Source organism: Clostridium polynesiense, from assembly GCF_000820705.1.
Taxonomy (GTDB): Bacteria; Bacillota; Clostridia; order Clostridiales; family Clostridiaceae; genus Clostridium_AA; species Clostridium_AA polynesiense.
Window position 1 is genome coordinate 53,705 of record NZ_CCXI01000154.1, and the last position, 25,785, is coordinate 79,489.

28 protein-coding genes are annotated in these 25,785 nt (G+C 33.8%); 20 read left to right on the top strand and 8 right to left on the bottom strand.

Annotated elements, in window-relative coordinates; translation table 11 throughout:
- Positions 1–3 precede the first annotated feature (3 nt).
- The 3 genes from TA89_RS16720 to TA89_RS16730 all read left to right on the top strand — a co-directional run bounded on the left by TA89_RS16720 (position 4) and on the right by TA89_RS16730 (position 2,033).
- On the top strand, positions 4–699 hold the full coding sequence (locus TA89_RS16720; protein ID WP_040215034.1) for a tryptophan synthase subunit alpha: 696 nt from the start codon (positions 4–6) through the stop codon (positions 697–699).
- Positions 700–906: 207 nt separating this feature from the next.
- A complete protein-coding gene (locus TA89_RS16725; protein WP_242850177.1) occupies positions 907–1,743 on the top strand; it encodes a potassium channel family protein in 837 nt (278 codons plus the stop codon).
- Positions 1,707–2,033 carry an NUDIX domain-containing protein gene (locus TA89_RS16730; RefSeq protein ID WP_040215036.1) on the top strand — a complete coding sequence of 109 codons (327 nt, stop codon included), beginning with the start codon at positions 1,707–1,709 and terminating at the stop codon, positions 2,031–2,033. The genes TA89_RS16725 and TA89_RS16730 overlap by 37 nt, the downstream gene beginning before the upstream one ends.
- Positions 2,034–2,146: 113 nt before the next feature.
- Here TA89_RS16730 and TA89_RS18430 read toward each other — a convergent pair whose 3' ends face one another.
- Complete coding sequence (locus TA89_RS18430) at positions 2,147–2,317, bottom strand: hypothetical protein (protein WP_156120049.1); 171 nt, start codon at positions 2,315–2,317, stop codon at positions 2,147–2,149.
- 177 nt (positions 2,318–2,494) lie between these two features.
- Between TA89_RS18430 and TA89_RS16735 the strand changes: the two genes are divergently transcribed.
- The gene (locus TA89_RS16735; protein ID WP_040215038.1) at positions 2,495–3,025 is read left to right on the top strand and encodes a dihydrofolate reductase family protein; all 531 of its coding nucleotides are present in this window, start codon (positions 2,495–2,497) and stop codon (positions 3,023–3,025) included.
- Positions 3,026–3,274: 249 nt separating this feature from the next.
- On the opposite strand, the gene TA89_RS16740 is transcribed toward TA89_RS16735, so the two are convergent.
- On the bottom strand, positions 3,275–4,180 hold the full coding sequence (locus tag TA89_RS16740; protein ID WP_040215039.1) for a DMT family transporter: 906 nt from the start codon (positions 4,178–4,180) through the stop codon (positions 3,275–3,277).
- Positions 4,181–4,636: 456 nt separating this feature from the next.
- Here TA89_RS16740 and TA89_RS16745 point away from each other — a divergent pair, with 456 nt between their 5' ends.
- From TA89_RS16745 to TA89_RS16815, 15 genes are all read left to right on the top strand, one after another.
- A complete protein-coding gene (locus TA89_RS16745; RefSeq protein WP_242850178.1) occupies positions 4,637–4,942 on the top strand; it encodes a PTS sugar transporter subunit IIA in 306 nt (101 codons plus the stop codon).
- 9 nt (positions 4,943–4,951) lie between these two features.
- Positions 4,952–5,446, top strand: coding sequence for a PTS sugar transporter subunit IIB (locus TA89_RS16750; RefSeq protein WP_040215041.1), 495 nt, complete (start codon positions 4,952–4,954; stop codon positions 5,444–5,446).
- Positions 5,447–5,471: 25 nt separating this feature from the next.
- A complete protein-coding gene (locus TA89_RS16755) occupies positions 5,472–6,218 on the top strand; it encodes a PTS mannose/fructose/sorbose/N-acetylgalactosamine transporter subunit IIC (protein WP_040215043.1) in 747 nt (248 codons plus the stop codon).
- A gap of 1 nt (position 6,219) precedes the next feature.
- The gene (locus tag TA89_RS16760; protein WP_040215045.1) at positions 6,220–7,038 is read left to right on the top strand and encodes a PTS system mannose/fructose/sorbose family transporter subunit IID; all 819 of its coding nucleotides are present in this window, start codon (positions 6,220–6,222) and stop codon (positions 7,036–7,038) included.
- 17 nt (positions 7,039–7,055) lie between these two features.
- On the top strand, positions 7,056–8,258 hold the full coding sequence (locus tag TA89_RS16765; RefSeq protein WP_040215046.1) for a M20 family metallopeptidase: 1,203 nt from the start codon (positions 7,056–7,058) through the stop codon (positions 8,256–8,258).
- A gap of 107 nt (positions 8,259–8,365) precedes the next feature.
- The gene (gnd, locus tag TA89_RS16770) at positions 8,366–9,787 is read left to right on the top strand and encodes a decarboxylating NADP(+)-dependent phosphogluconate dehydrogenase (protein WP_040215047.1); all 1,422 of its coding nucleotides are present in this window, start codon (positions 8,366–8,368) and stop codon (positions 9,785–9,787) included.
- A 37-nt stretch (positions 9,788–9,824) separates the two neighbouring features.
- Entirely contained in the window at positions 9,825–10,082 is a 258-nt protein-coding gene (locus TA89_RS16775; protein ID WP_040215048.1) for a preprotein translocase subunit YajC, read from the top strand.
- Between the two features lie 144 nt (positions 10,083–10,226).
- On the top strand, positions 10,227–12,980 hold the full coding sequence (locus TA89_RS16780) for a sigma-54-dependent transcriptional regulator (protein WP_040215049.1): 2,754 nt from the start codon (positions 10,227–10,229) through the stop codon (positions 12,978–12,980).
- A gap of 121 nt (positions 12,981–13,101) precedes the next feature.
- Positions 13,102–14,163 (top strand): SIS domain-containing protein, encoded by a 1,062-nt coding sequence (locus TA89_RS16785; protein ID WP_040215050.1) that lies wholly within the window; start codon positions 13,102–13,104, stop codon positions 14,161–14,163.
- A gap of 12 nt (positions 14,164–14,175) precedes the next feature.
- A complete protein-coding gene (locus TA89_RS16790; RefSeq protein ID WP_040215052.1) occupies positions 14,176–14,613 on the top strand; it encodes a PTS sugar transporter subunit IIA in 438 nt (145 codons plus the stop codon).
- 17 nt (positions 14,614–14,630) lie between these two features.
- Complete coding sequence (locus TA89_RS16795) at positions 14,631–15,122, top strand: PTS sugar transporter subunit IIB (protein WP_040215053.1); 492 nt, start codon at positions 14,631–14,633, stop codon at positions 15,120–15,122.
- Positions 15,123–15,139: 17 nt separating this feature from the next.
- Complete coding sequence (locus tag TA89_RS16800; protein ID WP_040215054.1) at positions 15,140–15,910, top strand: PTS mannose/fructose/sorbose/N-acetylgalactosamine transporter subunit IIC; 771 nt, start codon at positions 15,140–15,142, stop codon at positions 15,908–15,910.
- The gene (locus tag TA89_RS16805; protein WP_040215055.1) at positions 15,903–16,721 is read left to right on the top strand and encodes a PTS system mannose/fructose/sorbose family transporter subunit IID; all 819 of its coding nucleotides are present in this window, start codon (positions 15,903–15,905) and stop codon (positions 16,719–16,721) included. Before TA89_RS16800 ends, TA89_RS16805 begins: the two co-directional genes overlap by 8 nt.
- A gap of 113 nt (positions 16,722–16,834) precedes the next feature.
- Positions 16,835–18,754: a BglG family transcription antiterminator gene (locus TA89_RS16810; RefSeq protein WP_040215056.1), complete on the top strand. Its 1,920-nt coding sequence runs from the start codon at positions 16,835–16,837 to the stop codon at positions 18,752–18,754.
- Positions 18,755–18,779: 25 nt separating this feature from the next.
- The gene (locus TA89_RS16815; RefSeq protein WP_052447587.1) at positions 18,780–19,244 is read left to right on the top strand and encodes a PTS sugar transporter subunit IIB; all 465 of its coding nucleotides are present in this window, start codon (positions 18,780–18,782) and stop codon (positions 19,242–19,244) included.
- A gap of 81 nt (positions 19,245–19,325) precedes the next feature.
- On the opposite strand, the gene TA89_RS16820 is transcribed toward TA89_RS16815, so the two are convergent.
- The 5 genes from TA89_RS16820 to TA89_RS16840 all read right to left on the bottom strand — a co-directional run bounded on the left by TA89_RS16820 (position 19,326) and on the right by TA89_RS16840 (position 24,468).
- A complete protein-coding gene (locus TA89_RS16820) occupies positions 19,326–20,606 on the bottom strand; it encodes a serpin family protein (RefSeq protein WP_040215057.1) in 1,281 nt (426 codons plus the stop codon).
- Between the two features lie 103 nt (positions 20,607–20,709).
- On the bottom strand, positions 20,710–22,101 hold the full coding sequence (locus TA89_RS16825) for a sensor histidine kinase (protein WP_040215059.1): 1,392 nt from the start codon (positions 22,099–22,101) through the stop codon (positions 20,710–20,712).
- Positions 22,098–22,814, bottom strand: coding sequence for a response regulator transcription factor (locus tag TA89_RS16830; RefSeq protein WP_040215060.1), 717 nt, complete (start codon positions 22,812–22,814; stop codon positions 22,098–22,100). Before TA89_RS16830 ends, TA89_RS16825 begins: the two co-directional genes overlap by 4 nt.
- Positions 22,815–22,887: 73 nt before the next feature.
- A complete protein-coding gene (locus TA89_RS16835; protein ID WP_040215061.1) occupies positions 22,888–23,139 on the bottom strand; it encodes an SHOCT domain-containing protein in 252 nt (83 codons plus the stop codon).
- Between the two features lie 123 nt (positions 23,140–23,262).
- Positions 23,263–24,468: a gluzincin family metallopeptidase gene (locus tag TA89_RS16840; RefSeq protein WP_040215062.1), complete on the bottom strand. Its 1,206-nt coding sequence runs from the start codon at positions 24,466–24,468 to the stop codon at positions 23,263–23,265.
- 140 nt (positions 24,469–24,608) lie between these two features.
- Between TA89_RS16840 and TA89_RS16845 the strand changes: the two genes are divergently transcribed.
- Positions 24,609–25,121, top strand: coding sequence for a hypothetical protein (locus TA89_RS16845; RefSeq protein WP_040215064.1), 513 nt, complete (start codon positions 24,609–24,611; stop codon positions 25,119–25,121).
- Between the two features lie 65 nt (positions 25,122–25,186).
- Here TA89_RS16845 and TA89_RS16850 read toward each other — a convergent pair whose 3' ends face one another.
- Positions 25,187–25,483, bottom strand: a complete 297-nt coding sequence (locus tag TA89_RS16850) for a hypothetical protein (protein ID WP_052447588.1) — start codon at positions 25,481–25,483, stop codon at positions 25,187–25,189.
- Positions 25,484–25,785 lie beyond the last annotated feature (302 nt).

Genomic DNA, 25,785 nt, shown 5'->3' on the forward strand with positions numbered 1-25,785 from the left:
GTTATGAAGAAATTAGTGATTTACCTAACCTTCTTATATCCAAATGAGGAGGAATTTCTAAAAACCTTAAGGGTTCTTGAGGAGGAAAAAGTAGATATTGTGGAGCTTGGTATCCCTGTTAAAGATCCCTTCATGGATGGAGGGGTTATAAAGGATACTCATCTGGAGGTGTTAAAAACTTCTCCTGATGTCCATAAGCTTGTAAGCATCCTTGAATATATTAAAAAGAACTTTAGCTTTAAAGTGGTTTTAATGACATATTATGAAGGAGTAAAAGCCTTTAACCTTTTAGATAGCGCAAGAGGACTTTGCCATGGTTTATTATGTGTAGATAAATTAATTACCAAAAAGGATTTTCCGAGCCCTATCCAGCTGTATAGTGAGGGTATGACAGAAGAGGAAATGAAAAGCCTTGCAAAAGAAAATGAATTATTTTCTTATGTCATGAGTGGTGTAGGAAAAACAGGCTCCTTTAAAGGAGTACCTACAGGGTATATAGAAACCATTAAAACCCTAAAAAGCTTCAGTGATCTTCCAGCTTATGTGGGCTTTGGAATAAAAACTCCACAGGATGCCATAGAAGTATGCTCTAATGGAGCAGAGGGAATTATCATAGGTTCTCACTTTATTAAGATTCTTCAGGAAAAAGGCTTAGAAGGCTGCAGAAACTATGTAAAGGAACTTAAAGAAGTGTTATAAATTGAATTAAATAATAAGGCTGATATGCAAAAGATGCATATCAGCTTTTTTACGTGCTGATATTTAAATTTAAACTGCGACATTCTCCGACAGGATTATAAAAAATTAAATACTATAATTGTAATAATAAGATAATTTAAGGAGTTGAATTGTTTTTGATTACTATTAGAAAAAGTCAGGGTTTATCCGTAAGTGAGGTCTTAAATTATGAGAAGTTATAGAATGGGAATGATTTACAATTTAGTTATGGGAATGCTTGCTTTAGTTGCAGCTTCTATAGTGCTTGTAGAAAGTCTATATGAAATATCACCAGTAATATACAGTATGCTTAATTTTATTGATACAAGCATATGGATACTGTTCTGTATAGATTATTTTGCAAGGCTAATTTCTTCAGAAAACAAAATTGCTTTCATTAAGCGAAATAAAATAGATTTAATTTCTATAATACCCTTTAACTCTTTATTCAAGGCATTTAGGGCAGTTAAAATCATAAGAGTGATAAAGTTGAGTAAATTAATCAAGCTCACTCGTTTTGCAAGAGTACTAGTATTTTCAGCAAAATTTAAAAATAAGTTTAGTGAATTTATACAGACCAATAATTTTAATTATATAGTTTATGTTACTTTAATCACTATATTTACAGGAGCTTATGCAATAACTATAGCAGAAGAGCTTTCTTTTGAAGATGCTCTATGGTGGAGCTTTGTTACCTCCACTACAGTTGGTTATGGAGATATTTCACCCTCTACAACTACGGGAAGAATAATAGCTGCTATATTGATGATTACGGGAATTGCCTTTGTCGGAATGCTGACAGGAACAATTTCTACGTATTTTATCAGAAAACACAATAAAACTTATACAGAGAGCTACAGGGAATATATAATAAATGGTGTAAAAAATAAGCTGGGAGATTTTGATTCACTCACAGAAAAAGATTTAGAGGATATGTTTACTGCTTTAAAGTCCTTAAAAGAAAATGAATGTATATCTGAGGAGGATGCATGGAAAGAGAAGCAAGATGTCAGGGAGTTATTCTAAAGGATGACTGTATACTTGTACTTAGACAATATAACTATAAGAGAAAGGAAGAATACTGGATGCTTCCAGGAGGAGAGCTGGAGCAGGGAGAGAGTGAAGAAGAATGTGTTTTTAGAGAGATAAAGGAAGAAACAGGGCTAGAGATAGAAATAAAAGAGGTGCTGTTTGATGAAAAGGAAAATAGAAGAGATGAGTATAAAAGATATATAACCTTTTTATGGACCCCTATTGAGGGAAGTGTAGAAGCTCCCGGAAGTGAAACTGTAAGCCATAGAAAAATATTAGATTAATATGGATTTCTATAAAGAATGAAGAAGAGTGGAATGAATATATTTTGAGGGAGCAGTTTTTTCCTTCCATGAACAAGATAAAAGACATGCTTCTGGAAAGATGCTGTGTAGCTTTACATCATTCTTAAATAAAATGAGATAAAAATCAGCACTAATATACAGATACAGCTTGTTAATGTATTTTCCCAGGTTGGCTCATCTTTCTTTATCTTCTTTAATATAGTTATGCTGTTCACATACAAAATTAACGCACAGATAGGGTAAAGAAAAAGCATAGTATACATGAAATTCACTCCTTAAAATAAAATATTACAGGGATATTATAACATAATTTATATTAATTAGGACTTAATCATTAAAATGTAAATATAATGTAAAATATCTAAATTAGAGTGGGAAAGCACTACAATTTTAAAATTATAATGTAAAATGAGAAAAAGTAGTTAAAAAGGCGGTGCTTTATGAAAAGAAAAATAATCTTAAACCTAGCTATGAGCCTTGACGGATATATAGCCTCAGAGGATGACGGATACAGCTGGATAACAGAAGATAACGGAGCTTCCAGGGATTTTTGCAATGAAAAAGCATTTGATTTTCAAGGCTTCTTTGATAGCACAGGTATAGTGGTTATGGGCAGAAACTGCTATGATCTGGGTATGCACAAAGAATTCAAGAATCAGAAGATATATGTTGCTACTTCTAGGAAAGATGAAGATTATGAAAATATTCATTTTATCAGCGGAGATATATGCAAAACCATACTTGAGGAAAAAGAGAAGGAAGGAAAGGATATATATCTTTTTGGAGGAGGAAAACTGGTAGACAGCTTTATAAAGGCTGATATAATAGATGAATATATTATTGGTATAATCCCCATAATCTTAGGCAGCGGAAAACCTTTATTCTTTAAGGATAATCCTTCTGTAAGGCTTAAGCTTGTGGAAAATACCGTGGATAATGGAATTGTAATATTAAGATATGTGAAGAGATAGTTAAGATGTTACTTTAACTTCCCTGTCTTTTATACAAGTTCAATTCACCTAAGACTTTCTATAAAATTTGCAAAGGGATAGTGACAAAAATAATAACCTTCTGAGAAGAGGGTTATTATTTTTATTTTCATCCCGACGAATTAGGGAGTAACACAAGAACAATTTTCATGAAACTATTAGCTATAAAATGGAAAATAAGTATAAAATTACTAAAAGGTAGCTAGATTGTAGTATATAAAAATAATTTCTTTATTCATCTACCACCTCTGCATTAGCGTTATTAGGGGAAATGTTGGTTAGGATTATGGCGCCAATAATCAGGAATATTCCTGACATGGAAGAAACGCTTAGAGGCTCTTTGAAATAGATAAAGCCAATGATAGTAGCAGCCATAGGCTCTATGGCAGCCATGATTGAAGCTTTGCTTGCCTCTACATCTCTAAGCCCTAGGGTATAAAGAAGAAAGGGAGCGAAGGCAGTAAAAAACCCAATAGCAATAATTAATATAAGTAGCCTGGGTTTGTTTGAAGTTAAAGAAATAACATTCCCCATTCCTGGGATATCGCTAATTATAATGGAGGCTAGGGCAGCCGTAAAAAAACCATAAAGAGTCACAGTATATGGATGGTACTTTTTTAAAAGTACTGTGCCGAAAATACTATATAAAGCATAGGATAAACCTGAAGCCAAACCCATGATAAAGCCGTTTAAGGTTATAGAACTGCCTGTCCCTATTCCTGAAACCAATATACAGCCGCCAAAGGCTAAGAGGAGAGAAATTAGTTTTCTATAGGTAAAGGCTTCTTTGAAAAATAATATAGACATAATCATCACCATAGTTGGAGCGGTATACATTAATATAACCGCCACAGATATGGAGGTAAGGGTCAAGGTAGTAAAGTAGAAATAAGATGTTAACAGGAGACTGCCAACTCCTAAGCCAAAAAACCATCCTATATCCTTTATATTAATTTTTAGTTTATTTTTATCTTTAACAACCAAAAATATGACTAACATAATCGCGGTGGAGCATAGTCTGAAACAGGAAATATCCATTGGGGAGAATCCAAAGCTTCCTAGAGCTCTTACAAAAATTCCCATTGTGCTCCAAAGAATTCCCGCTAGTAATATAAATGCTGTAGATAACTTATTCATCCATCTCTTCCTTTCAACTTTTTATGTTATAAATCTTTTATAATAATCATCTCCATAGAAAAAAGCTTGTCCTAAATCCCTGATTTTCCTGGAATTTCAAGTGAACAAGCAACCTTTATTTTATACACATATTTAATATTATCACTTTTTAAATTTTTGTACACAGTAAATTGAATTGCTTATATTTATTTAAATAACACACTAGCAACTTTTTAATTTTAAAATACAATATACAATAACACAGTATCTTAACTAAGAAAATTTGTTTTATGAAAGGAGCATTTTTAAAAGGTTTTCATACTGTGAGAAATTTGGCATGGGACTTGCTTGTATTATTTACATGGGAGGAGGTAAATAAATGAGCAAAAGAACAGTATTAATATGTACTCATGGTAAATTTGGAGAAGAAATTATAGAATCAGCTAAACTAATAATAGGACCAATGGAAAATGTTTTTTGTTTTCTCTGCTAGCAGGAATGACTCCTGGAGATTACATGGAAATGCTTGAGGATAGGTTAAAGAAAGTAACTGAAGAAGTTATATGTTTAGTAGATTTATATGGAGGAACGCCTAGTAACACCGTTGCGGGATTGTCTCAAAGATATGATATCAACGTGGTTTCAGGATTAAACCTAGCAATGCTAATTGAAGTTTATGTCCAAAAGGATATATTAACTATGGAACAGTTAATTGATACAGCATTGTCAGCAGCAAAGGATAGCGCCGAAGATGTAATTATGACAATAAAGGGGAAAAGGTAGGGATATACTATGGCAAATATAAAATTGATAAGAGCAGATTTTAGATTGATACATGGGCAAGTTGTTACTAAATGGGTGAAGATGGTAAAGGCAGACAAGATTGTAGTTATTAGCGATACTCTTGCTAAAGATGAATTTATGGCAAGTATATACATCATGGCTGCCCCTCCAGGGATAGAGGTAAAGGTATATTCTGTAGAGGGAGCTGTAGAGGCTTGGAAAGAAAATGAGATGGGGGAAGGCTCATTATTAATATTATTTAAAAGTGTTGATGAGATATATCAATGCTTTAATAAGGGCTTTCCTATGAAGGAGCTACAGATCGGAGGCCTCGGAGCAGGACCAGGAAGAAAAATTGTTTATGGACCTATTACCTTGGACAAAAAGGATGCAGATATGCTGAGAGAAATGCAGGAAAGAGGTACGAGAGTATATTTACATCAGGTTCCGGAAGAAGCTTCTGCTGAATTAGAAAAGGTTTTAAGTAAGGTATCATTTGATTAATTAATTTATATAAGGAGGAATTAATATGTCTCAAGTAACTATAGCAGCAATTAGCGGTCTTTTATATTTTATGGGTACAAGCCGTATAGGTTATGGAATCTCAACTTTTTTAGGCTCGCCGGTTACATTAGGATTTATCTTTGGATTATTATATGGAAATCCAACCCAGGGCCTGATAATAGGTGCTTCTATTCAGCTAATCTATTTAGGGGTGGTTTATACCGGAGGAAACGTGCCATCCGACGCAGCATTAGCAGCCTGTATAGCAATACCAGCTGCGCTGGCTAGTGGTTTATCTTCTGAGGCTGCAGTGGCTTTAGCAGTTCCCTTCGGTATTTTAGGAGCCTTTGTGGATCAGGTTAGAAGAACCTCTAACTTGGTTTGGCTTCACAAGGCAGATAAATATGCATTGGACGGAAATGAAAAGGGTATATTCAAAAGCGCAATTATTTATCCTACCATCATCGCATTCTTTATAAGGTTTATCCCAGTTTTTGCTGTTAATCTAGTAGGACCTACGGCAGCGGAAGCCCTAGTTAATTACTTGCCAATTTGGGTTACCAATGGACTTTCTGTAGCAGGAGGAGTATTACCGGCTATTGGTTTTTCCATTATCATAATGCAGATTGGGCGAAAAGAAATACTTCCATTTTTCTTCATGGGTTATTTTGCCGTAAAATATTTAAACATTGGCACAATGGCTTGCGCTGTGTTTGGTCTATGCATTGCTTTAGTAATGTATTTTAACAGTAGTAAGAAGGAGGTCCAATAATATGACTAATAAAATTTTAACCCGAAAGGATATAGACAAGGCACATTTATATTGGTATTTAGGCGGAGAAAACTCTAATTCCTATGAGAGACTGCAAGCTTTAGCCTTCTGTAATGCTATGGCTGGAGGACTAAAGAAGATATATGCAGATGATGAAGAGGGTTATAGGGAAGCGTTAACAAGACATTTAGAGTTTTTTAATACAGAAATGACCATAGGTTCCATAATTCCAGGTATTGTCTTAGCATTAGAAGAAAGAAAGGTCGTAGAGGGAGATGTAGACCCTGATGTAATCACTAGCTTAAAGCTTGGTTTAATGGGACCCATAGCAGGAATAGGAGATTCATTAATTTGGGGTACTATTAAGGCTATTCTATTGGCTTTAGCAGCTTCCTTTGGTCTAGAAGGAAATCCTGTCGGTATTATCTTTGCTGCTCTATATTCTATTTTAATTTTTGGTGTGGGAAGAATGCTGTGTAGATTAGGTTATAACCTTGGAACCAATGCAGTTAATAAGCTATTGAAGTCAGGAATAATGAATAGAATAATCACTTCTGCTTCAGTATTAGGCTTATTCATGATGGGAGCATTATCTGCATCCTATGTATCATTAAAAACTAAGATAAGCTTTGTAATGAGTGCATCAGGAGCTGAGATAGTAATTCAAAATGTTTTAGATCAAATTCTACCTGGTATACTGCCTCTCGGTGCTATTTTTGGGATTATATATTTCTTTAGAAAAAAGGGACAGAACTATGTGGTGCTAGTATTTTCTATAATAGCAATATCTCTATTAGGTAGCTTCCTAGGAGTGTTCTAAAAGAAGGGAGAATAAAAGTGGATTTAAAAGATATAAAAGAAGAATGTGATCTTTATTTAGAAGACCGCATGGATGAATTATGGAGTTTATCCAAATACATATATAACAATCCAGAACTTGCTTTTGAAGAATATAAAGCCTGTGATGCTCAATGTAGCTTTTTAGAGAAAAATGGCTTTAAGGTTACAAAGGGAATGAAAAACCTTCCCACAGCCTTTATTGCTACTTACAAGCAAGGAACAGGTAAGCCGGTGATAGCAATATTATCAGAATACGATGCCTTACCTATGGGGCATGCCTGTGGCCATAATATTATAGCTACATCAGCCATGGGTAGTGCCATAGAGACTAAGATGGGGATGGAAAAATCTAAGATGGATGGTACCCTTGTGGTAATTGGAACTCCGGCAGAAGAATCAGGTGGAGGTAAGATAATTCAATTATCTCAAGGAGTATATGATGAGGTTGATTGCTTCATTTTAACCCATCCTACTACTCTACCTACCAGGCTGGCCGGTGAGTGTATGTCCAGTATAAGATTCAGTATAGAGTTTTTGGGGAAATCTGCCCACGCCAGCTCTCATCCGCATCAAGGAGCTAATGCCCTTAGCGCAGCTAATATGTACTTTGTGGGTACTGGGCTCTTAAGGCAGCATTTTAAAGGTGATTTGAGATTGTCTGGGATAATTAAAGATGGCGGCAGGCAGACAGGTATGATTCCTGAGTATGTAAAGATAGAGGGATCCATCAGCTGCTTTAATGATAAGGAGTTGGAAATGGCCTTAGAAAAGGTAAAAGCCTGTGCTGAAGGCAGTGCCATAGCCATGGGATGCCAATGTAACTTCGATTATAAGCCTGGCTACAAGGGGAGAATTCCTAATACAATCTTAGCAGAAATTTGTAGGAAAGAGCTCTTGGAATTAGGAGAGCCTGTTAGAGAAGGAATGCCCTTTGACTATGGCGGTGAGGACGCTGGAGATGTTTCCAGGGTGATTCCTATCTGCAATCCATACATCACATTATTTCCTGATTATAAGATATCAGGACATACTGAGGAGTTTAAAGCCTTAGCGGATTCTGAAGCAGCATATAGAGCCATAAAGGTAGGTAGTAAAGCTATGGCTAGGACAGCTTTAGAGCTTTACAATAATCCTAAGGCTATAATGGATGCTAAGGATGAGTTAAAGAAAAGGCTTGCAAAAGAGGAATACCCAGTGTAGGGCTGTAGAATAAATGAATATTTGCCAGTATTTTGTGTCAATAGAGATATGTTTATATCTCTATTGATTATCAAAATTCGGCTTCTTTTAGATTAAGGAGAGGTGTTATGAAAAATAATATCGGAGTATACGGATTAGGAGTTATGGGAAAAAGTTTAGCTTTAAATATCGGCAATCATGGCTATTCTGTTTCCCTTAGAAATAGAAAAAGTCATGTTACCGAGGAATTTATCAAGGAAAGAGTGAAAGATCAGAAGCTTTTCGGCTTTTATAGTGATGAAGAATTTATAGCTTCTTTAGAGAAACCAAGAAAGATAATTCTAATGGTAAAGGCTGGTGAGGCTACGGATCAGATTATAGAACAGCTATTACCTCTTTTAGATAAAGAAGATATTTTAATAGAGTGTGGTAACGCTTTTTATAAAGATACAGAGAGAAGAATGGAAAAATGCAATAAAGAAGGGATAAGATTTTTAGGGGTAGGAGTTTCTGGGGGAGAAACGGGAGCTCTCTTAGGCCCAAGCATTATGCCCTCTGGAGATAAGGAAGCCTATGGTGAGGTTAAAGAAATATTAGAGGCTATAGCAGCAAAAACTCAAGAGAATGAACCTAGCTGTTCCTACATTGGACCTGGCGGTTCTGGGCATTTTGTGAAGATGGTTCATAATGGTATTGAATATGGTGATATTCAGATAATATGTGAAGGCTATCAGCTGATGAAAGAAGTTTTGAAGCTTACTAATGAAGAGATTAGTAAGGTCTTTGAAAATTGGAATAAGGGAAGGCTTAGTTCCTATCTCATTGAAATAACATCAAAGATATTAAAGGTTAAGGACCCAATCACAGGAGGCCATTTGGTGGACTCCATATTGGATACAGCGGGACAAAAGGGAACTGGGAAATGGACTACAATGGAAAGCTTAGAAATGGGAGTTGCGGCTCCTACCATTGGAGAGTCGGTTTTTGCAAGGATTCTTTCCTCAAAGAAGGGTGAGAGGGTAAGTGCTAGCAAGGTATTCTCAACTAATAGAATAAAAGAGGTTAAGGATAGGGATGGCTTCCTGAAAGATATTGAAAAGGCATTGTACATATCAAAGGTTATATCCTATGCTCAAGGCTTCACTCTTTTAAGAGAAGCTTCGGAATCTAATGGCTGGAATCTTGATTATGGCAGGATAGCCCTCCTTTGGAGAGAAGGTTGTATAATTAGAGCATCTTTCTTAAAGGACATTAATGAAGTTTACAAGAAGGATCCTAATTGTATAAACCTAATGGTTAGTGAGAGGTTTTCAAAAGAAATAACAGATGGTGAAGATGCCTTGAGAAGAGTAGCTATTGCTGCTATAGAAAATGGCGTTTACATTCCATGTATCTCTAGTGCATTGAATTATTTTGACGGTTATAGCAGTGAAAGACTACCTGCTAATTTATTGCAGGCTCAAAGAGATTACTTTGGGGCTCATACTTATCAAAGAATAGATAGAGATATTGAAGAAGTATTCCATACCGATTGGGAGGCTTTAACTTAGGAAGTTTAATATTAGAAGCTTCAAAAGGAGACTTAAAATGAAAATATTTTTAATTCTAATAGCTTTATGTGTAATAGTAACGGGAATAGAATATTTATTTAAATACCGTAGGATAAAAAACACGAAGGATAAAATTATTCAGCTCCAAAATCAGATAAAGATTGGAGACAATATATTACTGGGCCCTGGAATCTATGGACAAGTTCTTAACATCCATGACAAAACTGCGGTGATAAAAGTGAGTGAGGGTGTGGAAATTACTGTAGACAGATTCTCAATTGTTAAACTAGTATAGAGGCTTCTAGAAAAATAGACTTATATCAATCACGATATAGGTCTATTTTATGATATTTTAAAATATTTTCACTATATTAAATCTACTAATATTTCCTAATAATATATTAAAGTATATAATATAATTAAAGTTAGGAGGATTGACGTGCTGAGAATTACAAAAGTGTATAATAATTTAGTTGAAAAATGTAGAAATATTGCTATAAGTGATATTGAATCTGGGTTCGAAGGTGTTAGTGCGCAAGAGCTCTCTCAAGAATTAAATATTGATAGAGCAAATATCAGTAGAGATTTAAATGAGCTAAATGCCACTAAGAAGGTAGTGAAGGTACAAGGGAGACCTGTTAACTACTTTCCTGTGGAGATCTTAGAGATGAGGATAAATAAAAAGATTAGTTGCTTTGAGACTTCTTCATTAAAGGAATTTATAAGGATACAGGATGAAGAGGATTCTTTTAAAAGTTTTATCGGCTATGACGGAAGTATGAAGATTAGCATACAAAAGGCTAAGGCTGCAATGATTTATCCTCCAATGGGACTACATACCCTTTTGGTAGGTGATACAGGAGTAGGTAAGACTATGTTTGCTGAGCTGATGTACAAGTATTCTAAAGAACAAGGGGTACTAAATGAGGATTCGCCCTTTATTTCATTTAATTGCGCAGAATATGCCAATAATCCTCAGTTATTAATGACAAAGCTCTTTGGTGTGGTTAAAGGAGCATATACTGGAGCTAACAGTGATGTGAGTGGGATAGTAGAGAGCGCCAATAATGGGATATTATTTTTAGATGAGATCCATAGATTACCGATGGTTGGGCAAGAAATGCTCTTTACCCTCTTAGATAAGGGACAATATAACAAGCTGGGAGATAATGAGATTACATATAAAGCGAAGGTCTTAATAATTGCAGCCACCACGGAAAAGGTAGAGTCTGTACTTCTTAGAACTTTTTTAAGAAGAATACCAATGACTATCAATATACCTTCACTAGATAGCCGTTCTATAAAAGAGAGATTTGAATTAATAAAGCATTTTTTTTATCAAGAGTATAATAAAGTGAAGATACCTATTCATGTCAGTTTAAAAGCAATGAAGGCTCTACTGTGCTATAGATGCAGTGAAAATGTTGGTCAACTGAAAGCGGATATTCAGCTCCTGTGTGCTCAAGGGTTTTTAGAGTATAAGGTAAAAAATCGCTATGATTATTTGAAAATCAAATCTGTGATGCTGCCGGAGCATATTTTTACAGGCCTTTTTGAAATACAGAATGATAAAAGTGCAGAGAGCTTTATAAATACAATATTACAAAGTGAATTTATCTTTGATGAAGAGAAGTATTTTAATGATATACATATAGGGCAGGAGGATATATATAGCGTTATTTCACAAAAATATGAGGATTGCTTAAAGAATAAATTACCTAAGGAAAAAACTAGAAGCTTGCTGAGAGCTGCTCTTTGGGAGCAGATTAATGAAATATCTCGAAGGCTGCCTAAGGAAGATAAGGATCAAAATATTGAAAAGATAATTGTTCCGAGGATTTTAGAGGTTACTAAGGTAGCTTTGAATATAGCAGAAAATAAATTAAAAAAGAAGTATTCTAATAAGGTGTTAGTGGCTTTAGCGTTACATATATCAGCTTTAATGGAGAGGAAGGCCAGTAGGACTCTGGGAGAAAAGGATTTCATAACCTTAGTGCAAGAACATCCCGAGGAGTATGAGATATCTATGATTATTAAGGATTTCATAGAAGAGGAACTGGAACTGGACTTGGAAGAGCAAGAGGCAGCATTTATAACTATGTTTCTTTGTATAACTGAAGGAGATAGGAAATTAGGAAAGGTAGGTCTTCTTGTCTTAGCACATGGTAATGGAATTGCAGAAAATATGATAGAAGTATCTAACACATTATTAAATACAAACCATGGGTATGGTCTTGATATGCCTCTAAAGCAGCCGGTAAATGAATTTCTAGAAGTAGTTATAAAAAAAGTGAAAGAGATAGACGAAGGTAAAGGGGTATTGATTCTTGCAGATATGGGTTCACTCATATATTTTGATAAAATTATCAAGGAGAGAACAGGTATAGATATCAGAATAGTAAGTCTTGTAGCAACGCCCTTGGTACTAGAGGCACTTAGAAAAACTATGCTTCCTGACTATACCTTGGAGGATGTATATTTGGATTTAAAAAAGGATATAAAGTACCTTAGCAATATAGGCTCAAAGGCGTATATAAGTAATAAACAGCAGTTTACAATAATTTGTACCTGTATCACTGGAGAAGGGGCTGCTATTAAGATAGGAAACCTAATTAAGTCCTCATTGCCAGCTATAAATGAGTATGGAATTGATATTATAACTTGTAATGAAAAAACCTCTAGAAATCTCAATCTAAAGAGTAAGAATATATTGGCTATAGTAGGATCGGTTGATATTGGGATAGAGGAGGTAGAATACATATCCAGTGAAAGCTTGATTATGGGAAAGGGTCTTAATGTATTATCTCAATTAATATCTGAAAAACTAGGACTACCTATCGCTGATTCCAATAGGAACTATAATTTATTAGATAAAATGCTAGAAGAAACTCTGCAATTTATAAATCCTATTAAAGCAAGATTTTATATAGAGGAATCCTTTAAGTCTATTAATAAATATGTAAATATTGATGATTATGACAGAGCTCTCATCACCTATATCATTCATACTGGAGCAATGATTGAAAGATGTATGACTAATAAAACTTTTAGAAATAGTAATCATAATCTTGTAATTAAAGAAAATAAACTGTTATATAAAGCAATAAAAAGTTCTGTAGAGGATATAGAGTCTTTTTTCCAAATTGAAATACCTGATGAAGAGATAAGCTATATTATGGAGATCTTTTTATAGCCTGTCTTTCACACAATTAAACATAGAGTTTTTTAAAATTGCACCATTAATGGTGCAATTTTTGCTTTAGAGTTATGTTTAATCCTAATTTATAATAGAATCTGCTAGGAGGTGATGGTTTTTGTCGACACTCATGGATTGTATAGACAGAATACCGGAAAAATTAAAAGATATAGAAATGAATAAAAAGATAACGTTTTCTTCACTGCTAGAGTATATGAGAGAAATTAAGGAAGTAAAAGAAATAGTTTTTGTTGCTAGTGGAACATCCTATAACAGTGCCTTTACAGCGAAGAATTTCATAGAGAATCAGTGTGGCTTTAAGGTTTCCTTATGCTACCCAAACATTTTTTTAAACTACACAGATAAGTTAAACTCTGATGCTTTGTATGTGATGATTTCTCAAACAGGTACCACTAAGCTGGTTTTTGAATGCCTTAAGAAGGTTAAAGCCTTAGGATACAAAAATTGTGCTATTACAGGATACCCTGACAGTCCAATAAGTAAGGAAGCTGATGCATCAATTGATATGGGCTGCGGACATGAGGAGTATATGTACAGAACTATTGGTTATTCCTCTACAGTAGCTACTATATATATGATGTCTATATCCCTTGCTGAGATTTATGGACATATAACTTCAGAAGATAAGGAAAAGTATCTTGAGGATTTCAGAAAGCTTTTCAGCTCCTTAAAGGATATAAAAGATATTAGTCTAAAGTGGTACAAGGATAATAAATTCTCCTTAATGAAAAGAGACAGGATGATTTTAACCGGAACTAATGATCTTTGGCCGGTGGCACAAGAAGGGGACATTAAGTTCATGGAAATGGTACCTATGATGACAAACAGCTTTGAACTGGAAGAGTTTATTCATGGGCCACAGAACTGTTTTAATGATAACATTATATTCTTTGTATCATTCAGAAAGACAGAGGACTTTGAAAAGGCTAGATCCATAGCTGACTTCTTGAAAAAGGAAATAGGCTTTTGTGCAATGGTAGGGGATAGTGCCTTGGATGGGCGAGATTTATCCTTTAACCCTCAAAGTCAATACTTTAGTTCCTTAGAATATGTAACTGTTATGCAGGTTCTGGCTTATTCCTTGGCAGAAGACCACGGAAGGGACTTAAAACGAGGAGTAAATTCTCAGATAACAAAATATATAACAAAAACAATATAGGAGTAATTACTTATGATAAAGATATTAATAGCATCCCACGGCTATTATGCTAAGGGAGCAGAAAGTGCTTTAGAAATTATAATAGGAAACAGGAGTAATGTTACTTACCTAAGTGCTTATGTGGAGGATAAATCCTTAAAAGAGGATGTGGAGGAGTACTTCAAAGGAGTTTCTGAAGAGGATTCAGTGATAATACTTACAGATCTTTTCGGAGGCAGTGTAAATCAAACATTAACCTCCTATGTAAAAAGAGAGAATACTTATATAATCTCAGGATTTAATCTTGCTTTGCTTTTAGAGATATTGCTTTTAGACAGTGATTCTTCTGTTGATGTAAATCGCTTAAGGGAGATTGTTGAAGGAAGCAGGCAGCAGATAATTTTTCTAAATGACTGCCTTCAGGAGGAAAGTAATAAGGATTCACAGGAAGATACAGAACTATTTGATTAATAAACGAGGTGATTAATATGATAACAAAATTTAGAATAGACGATAGGTTATTACATGGACAGGTTGCTTACAGCTGGAGGTCAGCACTGAGCTATGATGCTATAGTTATAGCGGATGACAAAGCAAGTAAGGACGATATCAGAAGAATGGCAATAAAAATGTGCTGCCCTGATGGAGTAAACTTGGCAATAAGGAGTATAAGCGATGCAGCAGTACTTTTAAAAAACCCTAAGCTGGCTAATATGAAGGTATTCGTTATCTGTGCTAATCCTAAGTCTTTATATGAATTATTAAATCTCATTACTGAAAGAGCTTCTGTGAACTTAGGAGGAATGCAGATGGAGGAAGGTAAGACTATGTTTTCTCCTGCAGTATATGTAAGTGAAGAGGACTTAAAATATCTTGATGATATTGAATCCATGGGAATAAATATAGAGGTTCAGGAGGTTCCCTCTAAAGGAATTAAAAGCTATTCAGATTTAAGAAAAAAAGTTTCTTTTAATAAATAAAGTGAGGAGGAATTACTATGGAAACGGCATTTTTAGTAGGTTTAATACTGGCATTATTATGGTTTTTTGAAAAGCTATTAGGGACTCCAATGGTTATAAGACCTATAGTTGTATCACCAATAATCGGTTTAGCTCTTGGAGATCTTCAGGCAGGAGTACTTATTGGAGCAACATTAGAACTTGTATTCATGGGAGCAATTCAGATAGGTGCAGCGGTACCTCCTGATGTACTGGTAGGAGCAGGACTGGGAACAGCCTTTGCTATAATAAGCGGAAAGGGAACTGAGGTTGCCTTAGCTTTGGCATTACCTATAGCAGTGCTTGCTCAATCCTTGAAGGTAGTGGTGTTTATCGTTAGAAGCTGGTTTATGGATTTTGCAATGAAGCTTGCTAAAGACGCTAACATAAAGGGTCTTATAGCACTAAACTTTGGAGGACTTATACTTCAATGCCTTATGTATTTTGTAGTAGGTTTTGCAGCAATAAACTTTGGCTCTGCTGCAGTAGAAAGCTTTGTGAATAATATTCCTGAGGTAATTATGAACGGTTTAACAGTAGCCGGAGGCCTTCTTCCTGCTGTTGGTTTTGCACTGCTGCTTCAGCCTATGATGAACGGAAAGAATATCCTGTACTTTATACTAGGATTCCTTGTATTTGCATATCTTAAGCTTCCTGTAATGGGCATAACAGTATTAGGAGCAGTAATAGCCTTTTTAGTAGTTTTTGAAAAGAAACCTGAAACTGTAGTAGTATCTAACAATAACGAGGAGGGACTATTCGATGACTAACAAACTTAAATTAGACAAAGAAGAAAAGAAGCTTATGAGAGAAGCCTTCATATCATCCTTTGCCCTGGAATTCGGATATAACTATGAAAGACAACAGGCCTTAGGATTTTCTATAGGAATGTGGCCTGCTATAAAGCGCTTTTATAAAACCAAGGAAGAACAAGCGGATGCTTTAGTAAGACATATGGCGATATTTAATACTACTCCTCATTTGTCTACAGCTATTACAGGGGTGGCTATGGCTTTAGAAAAGGAAGCCAGCGAAAATCCTGAGTTTGATAAAAGCATAATAAATAACGTTAAGGTTGGTTTAATGGGACCCTTTGCCGGCATCGGTGACTCCTTCTTCTGGGGAACTATAAGAATAATCGCTACAGGAATCGGTTTATCCTTAGCACAGCAGGGAAGTCCTTTAGGTGCAATACTGTTCCTTTTGGCCTTTAACATACCTCACTTAGTACTAAAATACTATGCAGGAGTTTTCGGGTATAAATTTGGACTTAACTTAATGTCTGCAACCAGCGAAAGTGGACTGCTTAACAAGATATCCAGAAGTGCTACTATAGTAGGTTTAATGGTTATCGGTGGTATGAGCGCTTCTATGGTAAATCTTAAAACTTCTTTGGAGTTTACCCTTGGAGAGACGGTATTTACTCTGCAGCAGTACCTAGACCAGATATTCCCTCTATTACTTCCTCTTTTATATACTTTAGCTATGTTTGGTTTATTAAAGAAGGGATACAAATCAACAACAATATTATTAATAACTATAGCAGTAGGACTTTTAGGTTCATGGGTTGGACTTCTTTAAGTCAGATGATATAATAGATACTGAATTTTTTAGCAGCAAAAACAACATTATATAGTTAATGTTGTTTTTGTTTTATTGCTTGCTAAAGAAATCTTTACTGAAGAGGTGAAGCGATGAAATCTTTACATAAAAACTATAAAATAATAGTGAATCGGTTAATGGAAGAAAAACGCCCTGTAACCTCAAAGGAATTATCTATATTAGTAGGAGTATCTATACGAACTGTTAAAAACTATATTAATGAGATTAACGGGATTTTAGCTTCTTATAATGTATTAATTAATTCTAAACCCAGAGAGGGGTATTGGATAGAGATAAGAGAGGACTCGGATTTAGAAGGTTTGGAAAAAATTCTGGATAATAAATCCTTAGAAACTGCTAAAAATATACCTATATATAATTATGAAAGGATCAGTTATCTTATAAAGAAGCTTTTGGTGGTGGATTATCATATTAAGATGGATGATCTTATGGAGGAGATTTATGTAAGCAGATCTACCCTGACTCAGGATTTAAAAGAGGTAAGAAAGCTTCTTGCCGCTTACAGATTAAAGCTGGTTACAAGATCCAATTACGGCATTATAATCGAAGGGGAAGAAACTGATAAGAGACTTTGTATTGCAGAGTATTTTTTTCACTATAACCTCGGCAATAACTACAATATAGCTAATGCTGATATTTTTACCAATGAAAAATCCAGAGATGAATATGATTATATATATTCTTTTTTACAGGAAATAATAAGCAAGTACAATATCAGTATGTCAGACTTTTCGTTGAATAACTTAACTATTCATATAATTGTATCTATAAGAAGGTGTATATTATATAACTATATAAAGATTCAGGAACCCATAGGAGAAGAGGTTTTAGATTCTAAGGAGTTTAAAGCTGCGGTAGAGATAACTCAAAGGCTTCAGGATTACTATCAGTTAATTCTTCCTATTGGTGAAACCCTGTATTATTCAATCCACCTTAAGAGTAAGAGGATTTTCGAGGAAAACAATATAGATAATAAAGATAAATTAAAACTGAATCAATGCATGGATTTAATACTGCAGGAAGTAAAAAGTAATTTTGATATAAGCTTTTATGAAGATAAACAGTTTTATGATTATATGTATCTTCACCTTTGGCAGATGGTGGAGAGGATAAAAAATAATATGTTCATAAGAAATCCCCTTGCCAGGGATAATATGCGGAGATATTTATTTGCAGCAAAAATAACCTATTCTGCTTGTAACATTATAGAAAAATTTTATAATATAAAGATAGATATTAACGAATTTGGATACTTACTCTTATATTTCAATCTGGCATTATATAACTATGATAAGAGTAAAAAGGTTAGGATATACTTCATCAGCGGGAGAGGAAGACCTGAATCTGCCATGTATTATAATGAGATTAAGGAAGCCTTTAATGGTGAAAAATATGAGTTAGAGCTTTTAGACTCCACAAATGATATAGAGCCTTCAGTGGGAAGTTCAAACTTATTGGTATCCACCTATAAGATTGAAAAACCTTTACCATTTCCATTAATGGTGATTAAAGATGATAATTATATAGAAGAAATCAGAAAAGCCCTAAAGGATCTTTCAGTTATAGATATAGATTTTAATAAGTATTTTAAAGAGGAAAACTGCTGCTTTTCTTTCCCAGGGAATAATAAAGATGAGGTTATTAAAAACCTTTATAAAAAGCTTCTGGAGCTTGGATATATAGAGCACTTACCTGAAAAGGAAGACTATTTTGCAAATAATGAAATCGGTAATGGTATAGTTCATTTTCAGGATCTTCATAGAATATGCCGTAAGGGATTCTTCTTCATTGCTGTACTGGAAAAGCCAATTTTGTGGGAAAAGGAAGTTGTAAAGGTGATATTTATTTTAAAAACCAAGCGTGATGGGGATAAGGATTTGTATACTCTATGCAGGATTATGTCTAAATGGGCTAATGATCCTAAAAAGGTGGATGCCTTAATTGAGGGAGCTGATTTCTATGCCTTCCTTGAGGAAATAAAAAAGCTATAAACATTTTTTTATAAGAGGTGATTCAGTGATAAAGTTGTTACGAGTAGATGATAAACTTCTTCATGGACAGGTAGCCTTTTCCTGGATTAGAAATCTTAAAATTCACACCTTAATAATTGCCGATGACAGGGTTTCCGGTGATGAATTTTTAAAGATGACCCTTGGTTTATCAAAGCCTCCGGGAGTAAACTTAAGCATTATAGAACTTAGTACCGCCATAGAGGTTTTAAAGGACAAAAGCTGTGACAAAATGAATGTTATGGTTATTGTCAGCAATGTATATAATGCTAAAAGGATTACCGATGCCTTAGGTACAATAAAAGCAATCAATCTAGGCTCAATCAGAGAACACAAAGATTCCAGATATATAAAGGGAAATATATATCTTGATGATGAGGAAATAAAGCTCTGCCGCCAATTGGAGGAGCAGGGAATCGCTGTGGAGATAGCCTTTAGATACGAGGATGAGAAAAAGAGGTTCGATGATTAATATTTTTAAGTTAATGAAAGGATTAAAATATAAAATGAAGGAGGAAATTCCTCCTTCATTTTATATTTTCCATTTCTATTTTTAATTAATCACCGTTCCTATGAAGACCGGCAGATTAGTTTGATTATCTATAATAGCGTAAACAAAAGGTCTATTAAGATTTACAGTCTTATGGTTCATGGCGCTTTGTACCTTCATTTCTACCTTTGTAACTGCTCCTGCCTTAGTGCCTTTTTCATCTACAGCTATAAAGGTTTTGTGGAGTACATCTCCTATATAAATATTGCCTAAAGGAGAATTTCCAAGCTTTGAAAAGTTTGCCGCGGAGGGTTTAAAGGCTTCTTTAACTCCCATATCTATTAAAGCTTCATTTAAAGATACTCCGTATTCATAGCTGAATTTGGGGATGGTAGCCTGCACCGATTCATTAGAAGCATCTTTTAATAATTTTAAAAAGCTTTCCCCATTTAAGGAAGAGATATAATCATTAATATTTATATTCTCTTTAGGAAGCAGTGCTGCGAAACTGTGTTTATTTCCTGCATAAGGTTTTATAAAACCTGTAGTTTTGTTATCCTCTAAATAAAGACCTTCATCTGAGGACATAAAATCCATGGATTTTTTATTTCCTTTAATATCTGTAAAGTCTCCTTTGAATATTTGAGATTTTTTATAAATAGTTTCCCATTCTCCTTCAAAGGCAATGGCGTTGATAAGATACATTACAGTACTTTTATCAATTCTGTCTACGATGTTGTCAATCATACCATTGGTTTTGTTTTCTACCCATTTGTTGATATCCTTTACGGTGTCAGGGGAATCAAAGTCAGATTTGTATATTGAAGCTTTGTAGTAATCGGCATTCCTCTGAAGAAAATCACTCTTTGCTGTAAATTCTTTTTCGTTATCTCTAAACCATATGGAGTTAGCTATATTTAGTTTAGCTTTTGCTTCACTGGGAAGATTTTTCATATAGCTGTAGAGGTAGTTATTTAACTCTTCTATAGTTATGTCTTTTCCTAAAAAGTATTCAAGCTCCGTAAGGGTTTTGCCCTCAGCGCCGTTAGCTGTCATAGCCAGTGCCAGCATCACAGAGGTGGGGGATATTAATGAGTTTTTTTCTTTATCTAATCCCTTCTTAAATAATTTTAAAGAAAAATCTGAAGAAGAAGAAATAAATTTATCATCGATATTTTTTCCTTCTGGCTTATTTCCCTTTATTCCCTGCATTAAATCTTTAGATTTTAAATTTAAAGAACCTGCTGAACAGGAGGCAGAGGTAAAAACTATGCCTGCAAGTAAAATACAGAGTAGAAAAGAGCTGTAGATTTTTTTCTTGGAGGAAAATAAATTTCCTTTCATAGCAACATCTCCTTATAAAATCAATTGTTCTATGTTAATCTTCAACCTTTTATACGTTATCCATATTCAAATGTTACCGATAAATTGCTTATTTGGAATAATATCATAAAGACTTTTCGTTATGGGGAATAATAAGTGTAAATACAGTGCCCCTGCCTTCTGTGCTTTCAGCCTTTATGCTGCCTCCATGAGCTTCTACCAGAGCTTTTGAAATTGTAAGTCCGATACCGGAGCCTCCGGTGTTCTTATTTCTTGATAAATCGCTTCTATAAAATCTTTCAAAAATATAAGGAAGATCTTTTTCGGGAATACCTATGCCGTTATCCATAATCTGAATTATTATGTTTTTATTTTCTTTTTTCATGGTTACTTCTACTTTTCCTTCTGGTTTTAAATAATTTAGGGAGTTTGCCAGAAGATTATTCATTATCTGCTTAAATTTATCTTTATCCCAAAAAGCCTGTATGTCAGATTGAATATCATAATCTAATTTGTAACCCTTCTTATTAAAGAGAGGATTAAAGATTTCAATTATACCTTTAAGCTCTTTGGATACATTCAAAGTGGATTTATTTAAAGCAAGGCTGCTCTGTTCAAATTTAGATAAATCTCTAAGGCTATCCACCATTTTTCTTGACCTTTCTATTTCCTCGTAAAATACCCTTAGCCTTTCCGGAGTAGGCTTCCAAACTCCATCCATAAAAGCCTCTGCGTGAGTTTTAAGGGTAGTTAAAGGGGTTCTCAGTTCATGCGCCATATCTGAGGTCAGCCTTTTCCTAAGCATTTCCTGATTTCTAAGGGTTTCCGCCAAAAAATTTATTGAGTTTGAAAGCTCCTGTATTTCCTTAGTGCTTGTATTAATCTCTGATTTAACGTTTAAGTTCCCTGTTCTCATTATATTTGCTGTTTTTGTAATTTTAATTAAAGGATTAGAAAGCTGATTGGAAATAAGGAGACTTACAAAGAATCCAAAGGCTATAGCTATAACAGCAGAAATTATGAAGGATCTGTTTAAGGTGCTTATAAAGGAAAGAGCTGAAGAGGATAGGTAGGAATCCCCAAAAAATCCTATAGTTATGCTGCCTATATTTTTCCCCTCTGAGGTCAAAGGGTATTCTTCCTCTTGATATTCTCCGGAATTTCTATGCATTTTAGAACCCATCATTCTGTCCATCATTCTGTTATGCTGAAGGTGAGAAGTTCCCGAGGTATATAATACACTGTTATTATTGTCCTTCAGCTGTATATATAAATCCTGAAGAACGGCATATCTCTGAAGCTCCTCCTGAGTAGTTATCTTTAAATCACGATCTTTGTTATATAAAGAATTTATAAATTCTGCTGTACCAGTTATTTTTTCCTTATGTTCCTCCACCAGATAATTATTAAAGTTTCTGTTTATGGAGAAATTAGAAACAATGCTTGTAAGCACTATAGCCCCTAAAATTGTGATAATAAAGGCTAAGGTTATTTTTCTTTTTAATGATATCTTCATAGCTCACCGCCATTAACTTCAGGAGAAAACTTATATCCTGCACCGTAAACCGTTTTTATATATTTAGGCTCTCTTGGGTTAGCTTCTATTTTTTGACGGATATTTTTTATATAGGTATCTACATTTCTATCAAAACCTTCATAGTCTATTCCAAAGGCTTTTTCTAGAAGCTGTTCTCTGGAAAACACTTGTCCCAGTGATGTAAGTAAAATATTTAAAACCCTAAATTCATTAGCTGTAAACTCAGTATCCTTTCCTGAAACCTTTACCTTCATTTCCTTTACGTAAACTTCTAATTCACCATCATTAAAGCTTAAAAAATCCGCAAGAGGATTGAATTCTCTGTAAGACCTTCTAAGCAGGGCTCTAACCCTCACTACAAGTTCCCTGACGCTGAAAGGCTTGGTTAAATAATCATCGGCACCTATGGATAAGCCTTCTATTTTTTCATCCTCCTCAACCTTTGCAGTAAGCATTATAATAGGTACTGAGGAATTAGAACGTATTTTGCTGCATACCTCTTCACCAGACAATTCAGGCAGCATCAAATCCAAAACTACAAGGTGAATTTCTTCATTATAAAATATTTCTAATGCTCTTTTACCATCTTGAGCTGTAGTTACTTCATAGCCTTCCTTTTCCAGATAAGCCTTTACCACCTCTAAAATATTGAGTTCATCCTCAACTACCAATATATTATATTTTTTATTCATCTCTATCATCTCCTATGAATGTAGCTCATAAGTAAAAAGCCTTATATTTAAAAAACTAGGGAATAGTATATCCCTAGTCTTTATTTATTAAAACATTCTTTCTGCTTAAATATTCTTCCTGACTTATTTCGCCTTTTGCAAACTTTTCATTAAGTATCTTTAAAGAATTCTGTGAATTACCGCTGAAGTGTTTAAACAGCTTATATATAAGCATAATTATTCCTATAAATATCAGAACTCTAAATCCCAGCATTAAGAGCATAGAACCTGAACCTAAAAACCCTCCTGAATTATATCCATAAGGACCAAAACCTCTACAAAACATAAATAATTCCTCCTCATATTTATTATGAGGTAATTATATAAATAAATTATGAGGGAATTATGTTTAAATTTTAAAATGTAAAATATTTAATCTGTACTTAAAATCTAGAAGCTGTAATATGTATTATACACAAAGATCCCTTTTAAAACAATTTGCTGTTTCTTTGCCGAATTCACAGTACAATAGCTTGATTAGTTCTTCAGTAGTAGATATCTTGTTTACATGAATTTTATTTAACAGCATAAAGAAATTTTCACTTTGGAGCTTTTCTTCCAATCGATATAAAATCAAAGGAGCTTTTATATATAGAACCCCATAAACATTTTCGTCATATCTATCAATATCCACTACAGCAGGAAGGCCTATACTCTTTTTGGAGTATTCATCAATGATTCTATTATAATCTTCTGTTCCGAAAATTTCTCTTAATGCCATAAGAGAGGAATATTCCGCAAAAGACTCATTTAGCCAATCTTCAAAGCTGTGAGGAGCCTTTGATTTGTTCCACCATAAATGTGCTATTTCATGTGCTAAAAAGCGGAAGTATTCTTGTTCGTTCTCCTTATCTTCCTTTGGAGTCAGAACTATTAATCCCTGCCTGCAGTATCCTCCTCCTAGTTCTCTGGGAGCAATTACAATAGAAAGATCTTTATCCTCAATAACCCCGAAAGATCTATAGCAGTCTAATATTTTATTAGAATAGCTAAGTATTTTATAGGCTTCTGCTTTGTAATCATTTAAAGTATAGTAAACCTTAATAAGCGGATTTGATGAAGAAGAGCTAATATCATTAAAATCCTTAGATGCTATAATAGTACAGTCTATTTGAGGGGTATCCTGATTAATCATCCAAGAATCTCCCAACTTTTGTCCATTAATTACTTTATATTCATCCTCTATTATTATTTCAGTATTGAATAAAGCTTCTTCAATATTCTCAGTTAGAGGAAACCATGGAGTATAAATCCCTAATTCTATCCACTCCTTCGCCAATCGGTTTATGCCATATTCAGTAACACTATTTATATATCCGTAATATTTAAAGGAGATATCTACAGCATCTCCTTGTAAAAGAGGATTTACAAGGGAAATTCTTATAAGCTTGGATTCCAAGATAAAAGGATTCCATTCTGCTGTATCTTTAGTTACCTCATAACAACTGTCTTTACTGCAGAGGATGCTTTCAAAATGCATATCTTTATGAATATAGAAATTCAGGATTCCTATGTTTCGCTCTTTACAATAATAGGTTAACTTAACCTCTGAAGAGATTAAATGCTCATCCGAATTAATTTTTATAACAGAACTATAAAAATTTATGTTTTTCATTTTATAAGTCCTCCTTAAATAGTATCTATACTTAATATATAAAGGGGTTCTGGAAAATTACAATTAATTTACAATTAAATGTAAATGATATACAATTATCTTGCGTAATATCCATTATTAATAATATGAGGTGGCTGAATATGAAAAAACTTGCTGTTGCTTCTTTGATTTGCCTTGTGATAATAACGTCAGGATGCGGTAAAGAAGTGAAAAATAACAGTGCTTTAGCAGATCAAGCTCAAAATAAAACGGAAACAAAGGTAGAAACAAAAGAAAAATTTTACTTCATAAAAGAAGCTAAAGAGAGGTTTCCAATAAAAACTTTCGATCATATAGCAAATTCATACTTTACTAAATACGTAAAAACAGCCAAAGAAGATTTAAAATCAAAAAGTAGAGAAGAGGTTTTGAAAATATTTAATAATAAAAGCCCTGCTTATGAGATAGGAGCAAAGGAGCTTTTAAATGGCAGCTTAGTGGAATCAAGCGAACTTTCCAATAAAACTGCCTGGATATACACCTTGGATGGACAAGATTCTACAGCAGTGTATATATTATTGGAAAAGGATAAAGTTATAGATTACAAAATAAGTGAATTTAATGGAATATCAAACACTTATGATAATGTTGTAGGTCTTTTTGAAGGATTTTAAGTTAACTCTAATAATATAAGTATCTTTAAGAGAGATAGAAAATGGTACTTTAACATAAGTACCATTTATTTTTTATATGGTATTTCATCATTAAAAGTTATATCTGTTAAGGCAAAAAGGAATCCCAATAATATACCATAATCAATATCCTTTAGTTTATAATACTCCCTAAAACCAGTGATTATAGCAATAAAGACTATTAACGTTAAGTTATTATACAATTTTTTTCTTTTAAGTTTATTTGCTGATTTTTGAATTGGAACTAATAGTCGTAACTTACTTTTGTTTAACCCTCCTAATAATATGGAGAAAATTATAAAAAATAAAATACTTACTATTATTATTACTATGAAAGAAACCATTATTAGTGCCCCCTTTTATAATGGTGCTATTTAATAACCCAGATCTTCATTAACAATAAACAATTTCATCCTGTTTTTATTTGCCTGTCCTTGTATTATGGCATATTGTAGCCCTCTCCTTCCTTCTAATCCCCAAATCCAACAAGATTATAATACTATAATATTGTACTTTTAAACTTAATTTATTTCTATATTATAACATAATTTACAGTTTATATATTTGGGTTATCTTAGAAAGTTTTTTATAATATTATTTTTAATTTTTTATTAAAAAACTTAATTATAGATATATAAATTATAAT